Here is a 4652-nt window from a genome sequence, read left to right as displayed (position 1 = left end):
AAAGTTTCAGAGAGAGAAAACAGCTTGTTCGGGATTGAAAACAGGATTTGTCTGGCGGCAAGAGCGCGGTGGTCCCACCTGACCCCATGCCGAACTCAGTAGTGAAACGCCGTAGCGCCGATGGTAGTGTGGGGTCTCCCCATGTGAGAGTAGGGAACTGCCAGACATTAATTTATAAGTGTTGCCCGTTTGGCAACACTTTTTAGTTTTAGCATTTGCTGATATGGCTCAGTTGGTAGAGCACACCCTTGGTAAGGGTGAGGTCCCCAGTTCGAATCTGGGTATCAGCACCATGAATAATAGTTCGGCAAATAAAACAGAATTTGCTTGGCGGCAATAGCGCGGCGGTCCCACCTGACCCCATGCCGAACTCAGTAGTGAAACGCCGTAGCGCCGATGGTAGTGTGGGGTCTCCCCATGTGAGAGTAGGGAACTGCCAAGCTTTAATACCAGTCAAAAGGCCACTCATATGAGTGGCCTTTTGCATTTATGGTTTTTTTTGATTTCCATCAACAGATAGATGTTAGGTAATAACGACTTACTTATCTTTCAAATATAGAGTCTGATAGACTACGACTTAAATTACCCTATTGAGTTTGAAATGAATGTCTGCCTGTCAATCTACTCAACTAAAAGCGTTTAACACGTTTGGCATTTCAGCCAGTGCTGACCATATCGGTATAGCTACTTCTATTGAATCGCTTTTGGCCTTATGGCTAGAAGCGATGAAAAAGCATCACCCTGTTTTATTGTTGGGAGGAGGAAGTAATGTCCTTTTCACCAAAAATTTTAAAGGCACTGTGATTTTAAATCGTATTCTTGGTATCAATATACAAGAGTCAGATGCTGCATGGCATATTCATGTTGGTGCAGGTGAAAACTGGCATAAACTAATTACCTATTTATTTAAACAACAGATCTATGGTTTGGAAAATTTAGCCTTGATCCCTGGAAATGTTGGCTCTGCTCCAATCCAGAATATTGGGGCATATGGAGTTGAATTTAAACATGTCTGTGAGTATGTGGACTTTGTTGAACTGAAAACAGGTAATTCAATCCGTCTAACAGCGAATGAGTGTCAATTTGCGTATAGAGACAGCATTTTTAAGCGCCAATATAAAGATGGTTATGCTATCACCGCGGTTGGTTTACGTTTAAATAAGAAATGGGAACCAATTTTAACCTACGGCGCTTTATCACAGTTCTCACGAGAAAAAGTCACTCCAGAACAAATATTCGATGCTGTATGTGAAATGCGCCTGAGTAAGTTGCCAGATCCTGCGTTGATAGGTAATGCAGGTAGTTTCTTCAAAAATCCGATTATATCGATTGAGTTGGCATACACTATTAAGTCTGAATATCCCGGCTGTCCTCAATACCCTCATGATAAACATAGCGTAAAGATTGCTGCGGGTTGGCTGATCGAACAATGTCAATTGAAGGGTTATGCTATTGGTGGTGCTGCTGTACACATGAAACAGGCATTGGTATTAATCAATAAAGGTAATGCAACGGGACAAGAGGTCATTGCCTTGGCTGCTTATATACGTAATAAGGTTGCAGAAAAATTTAATATCTTCTTAGAGCCTGAGGTGCGCTTCATTGGCAGTACAGGTGAAATAGACGCAGTGGAATGTATTTCATGAAAGATATTAGTACTCCATTAAAATTAATTAAAGTGTTATCTGATGGCGAGATTCATTCAGGCCAACAACTTGGTCAAGAGTTGGGAATGAGCCGAGCAGGAATCAATAAACATATTCAAACTATTCGTGAATGGGGAGTAGAGGTTCTTACTCTTCCTGGTAAAGGTTACCGCTTTCCTGCCCCAATGGATCTTTTGGATAAAGAAATTATTGAAAATTATCTTCCTAATGATTGTATTGAAGTGATGCCTGTTATTGATTCCACGAATCAATATATCCTGGAAAAATTAGCAGAGCTCGATTCAGGAGATGCCTGTGTTGCTGAATATCAATATGCTGGTAGGGGGCGTCGTGGCAGGAAGTGGATTTCAGCTTTTGGTCGAAATTTATATCTATCCATGTATTGGCGTTTGGAACAAGGACCAGCAGCAGCGATAGGTTTAAGTTTAGTGGTTGGTATTATCATTGCGGAAGTTCTTAATTGCCAGGGAGCAGACAGAGTAAAAGTAAAATGGCCGAATGATTTATACTTAGATGATAAAAAATTGGCTGGAATATTGGTCGAGCTGACGGGAAAAACGGGAGATGCGGCCCATGTTGTTATCGGAATCGGAATTAATATTTCGATGAATAGCGATCAACAGAAATCAATTAATCAAAATTGGACTAATTTACAGCAATCAGGAACGATCATTGAACGGAATAAATTGGTTGCTGAAATCATAGTGGAACTTAAAAAAGCATTAATCCAGTTTGAAAATGAAGGATTAGCTTCTTTCACTCCTCGGTGGTTCGAATTAGATAATTTTATTAATCGCCCAGTGAAATTAATTATTGGTGATCAGGAAGTTCATGGGATAGCTCGCGGAATAGATCAGCAAGGGGCCTTGTTACTTGATATTAATGGCGTGGTTACCCCTTATATTGGTGGTGAAATTTCCTTGAGAGGTTGTTGAATGTAAAGCCGGAAATATTTCCGGCTTTTGTTTTATTTTCTTAATCTGACACTTTCAATCGTGTGATTGATTCCTTTCGTCATAATCAAGCTAGCCCGTTCTCTCGTTGGTAAGATGTTTTGTCGTAAGTTTAATCCGTTAATTTCCTGCCAAATACTCGATGCTACTTTTATCGCTTCTTCTGTCGTTAGTTTAGAATAATTGTGGAAATAAGAGTCAGGATCAGAAAAAGCGCCTTGTCGAAACTTAAGAAAACGATTGACGTACCACTGCTCGAGTAATTTTTCCGGTGCATCTACATAGATAGAAAAATCAACAAAATCAGAAACGAATACATGATGTGGTTCATGTGGATAATCCATGCCACTTTGTAATACGTTTAAACCTTCAAGGATAAGAATATCTGGTTTTTCGATAATAAGTTGTTCATCAGGAACGATGTCATAGCTCAGATGAGAATATACCGGAGCGATGACTTTTTCTGCGCCTGATTTGATATCCGCGACAAATTTAACTAAGTTACGCATATCATAGGATTCAGGGAACCCCTTTTTTTTCATTAATCCACGTTCATTTAATATATTGTTGGAGTGCAAAAAGCCATCTGTTGTCACTAACTTGACACGACGATGCTCTGGCCAACGGCTTAGTAATGCCTGTAGTAAACGTGCGGTTGTACTTTTTCCAACAGCAACGCTGCCTGCTATACCAATAACATAAGGTATTTTTTGTTCATCTGTTCCCAGGAACTGCTCAAGAACAGCTTGCCGCCTTAAATTGGAGCTAATATAAAAATTGAGTAGGCGTGACAATGGAAGATAAATTTCAATCACTTCATCTATTGAAATTTCTTCATTGATCCCTTTTAAGGCAGCGACTTCTTCTTCTGTTAATGTTAAAGGCACTGAGTCACGCAATGTTGCCCAATGTTTACGATCAAATTGTAAATATGGAGTTGTCAAAAAAGATTCTTTCTTATTCATAAGCCAACATCTGCCTGTCTATGCAGGTTGGACGGGTTGGTTGAGAACACCCGTATCCGACAAAAAATAAATCTCATCATATCGGTTGCATTATCGTAGGCGTAGAATTTTTTATGATTTTAGTAATTTTTTTGATGGTAAATGCAAAAATATGAAAAAAATGTATGATTTCTGAGGCTGTTATAGCCGCCAGTTTCTCTTTTTATATAAAAAGAAGGATAGGGTGATACAAATAAGTTTGAACAAATATTGGCAAATGCATTTATTGATTCTTCCTGCACAAGAGTTGATTGTTGGATATTTAAACTAAAACTATTGAAAAAAACACCTAAAATATTAAAAGAGACCACTTTGTGAGCAAAAGAACAAAAAAAGCAATTTTTTTGTTGCATCGCAGGCCAACTCTTCCTAGAATGCGCAGCACTTGATGCCGGCATAGCTCAGTTGGTAGAGCAACTGACTTGTAATCAGTAGGTCCCGAGTTCGACTCTTGGTGCCGGCACCATTAAAAATTTGGAAAGGTGGGGTTCCCGAGCGGCCAAAGGGAGCAGACTGTAAATCTGCCGTCACAGACTTCGAAGGTTCGAATCCTTCCCCCACCACCATTAACCAGTTTAGATCTTGAGTGTTCTGCTCGAGTTATACTCCAGAAAAAACACTTGAGATATAGTATACAACTGATTAAAGTCAGGTAGCCGAGTTCACGCGGGCATCGTATAATGGCTATTACCTCAGCCTTCCAAGCTGATGATGCGGGTTCGATTCCCGCTGCCCGCTCCAAGATGTGCTGATATAGCTCAGTTGGTAGAGCACACCCTTGGTAAGGGTGAGGTCGGCAGTTCGAATCTGCCTATCAGCACCATTTCTCCTGTTCTTACCTCCTGATTTTCTTCCTGTAAATATCTCGCAAGCAATTGCTTGGTTGATGTGGTGAAACCACCGATTCGTGTCTTAGAGGGACAACCTAATGTCTAAAGAAAAGTTTGAACGTTCAAAACCGCACGTTAACGTTGGTACTATCGGCCACGTTGACCACGGTAAAACTACCCTGACTGCTGCAATCACTA

4 protein-coding genes, 5 tRNA genes and 2 rRNA genes are annotated in these 4652 nt (G+C 40.3%); 10 read left to right on the top strand and 1 reads right to left on the bottom strand.

Annotation, left to right across the window (positions count from 1 at the left end; translation table 11 throughout):
• Positions 1 to 50: 50 nt before the first annotated feature.
• The 5 genes from rrf (Xedl_RS15975) (at position 51) to birA (ending at position 2602) form a co-directional block, all read left to right on the top strand.
• Positions 51 to 166, top strand: a 5S ribosomal RNA gene (gene rrf, locus Xedl_RS15975).
• A gap of 51 nt (positions 167 to 217) precedes the next feature.
• Positions 218 to 293, top strand: a tRNA-Thr gene (locus tag Xedl_RS15970).
• Positions 294 to 326: 33 nt separating this feature from the next.
• Positions 327 to 442: ribosomal RNA gene (gene rrf / locus Xedl_RS15965) — 5S ribosomal RNA — on the top strand.
• A gap of 163 nt (positions 443 to 605) precedes the next feature.
• Complete coding sequence (gene murB, locus Xedl_RS15960; RefSeq protein WP_074024781.1) at positions 606 to 1646, top strand: UDP-N-acetylmuramate dehydrogenase; 1041 nt, start codon at positions 606 to 608, stop codon at positions 1644 to 1646.
• Entirely contained in the window at positions 1643 to 2602 is a 960-nt protein-coding gene (gene birA, locus Xedl_RS15955; protein WP_074024780.1) for a bifunctional biotin--[acetyl-CoA-carboxylase] ligase/biotin operon repressor BirA, read from the top strand. Before murB ends, birA begins: the two co-directional genes overlap by 4 nt.
• 32 nt (positions 2603 to 2634) lie before the next feature.
• Here the strand turns inward: birA and coaA are convergent, their stop codons facing one another.
• On the bottom strand, positions 2635 to 3585 hold the full coding sequence (gene coaA / locus Xedl_RS15950; RefSeq protein ID WP_074024779.1) for a type I pantothenate kinase: 951 nt from the start codon (positions 3583 to 3585) through the stop codon (positions 2635 to 2637).
• Between the two features lie 429 nt (positions 3586 to 4014).
• Between coaA and Xedl_RS15940 the strand changes: the two genes are divergently transcribed.
• From Xedl_RS15940 to Xedl_RS15920, 5 genes are all read left to right on the top strand, one after another.
• Positions 4015 to 4090 (top strand) — tRNA-Thr (locus tag Xedl_RS15940).
• 15 nt (positions 4091 to 4105) lie between these two features.
• Positions 4106 to 4190, top strand: a tRNA-Tyr gene (locus Xedl_RS15935).
• Between the two features lie 100 nt (positions 4191 to 4290).
• Positions 4291 to 4365: transfer RNA gene (locus Xedl_RS15930), tRNA-Gly, on the top strand.
• Positions 4366 to 4371: 6 nt separating this feature from the next.
• Positions 4372 to 4447: transfer RNA gene (locus Xedl_RS15925), tRNA-Thr, on the top strand.
• 105 nt (positions 4448 to 4552) lie between these two features.
• Positions 4553 to 4652: GTP-binding protein (locus Xedl_RS15920; protein WP_234369306.1), on the top strand; the 100-nt coding region annotated here is incomplete at its 3' end.

It is taken from the genome of Xenorhabdus eapokensis, assembly GCF_001908105.1.
Note: the sequence above shows the minus strand (reverse complement) of the source record. Positions and strands in the feature narration are given on the sequence as shown.

Coding starts and splice junctions, on each gene's coding strand:
- murB (WP_074024781.1), top strand. CDS start 606: ATGTCTGCCTGTCAATCTACTCAACTAAAAGCGTTTAACACGTTTGGC.
- coaA (WP_074024779.1), bottom strand. CDS start 3,585: ATGAATAAGAAAGAATCTTTTTTGACAACTCCATATTTACAATTTGAT.
- birA (WP_074024780.1), top strand. CDS start 1,643: ATGAAAGATATTAGTACTCCATTAAAATTAATTAAAGTGTTATCTGAT.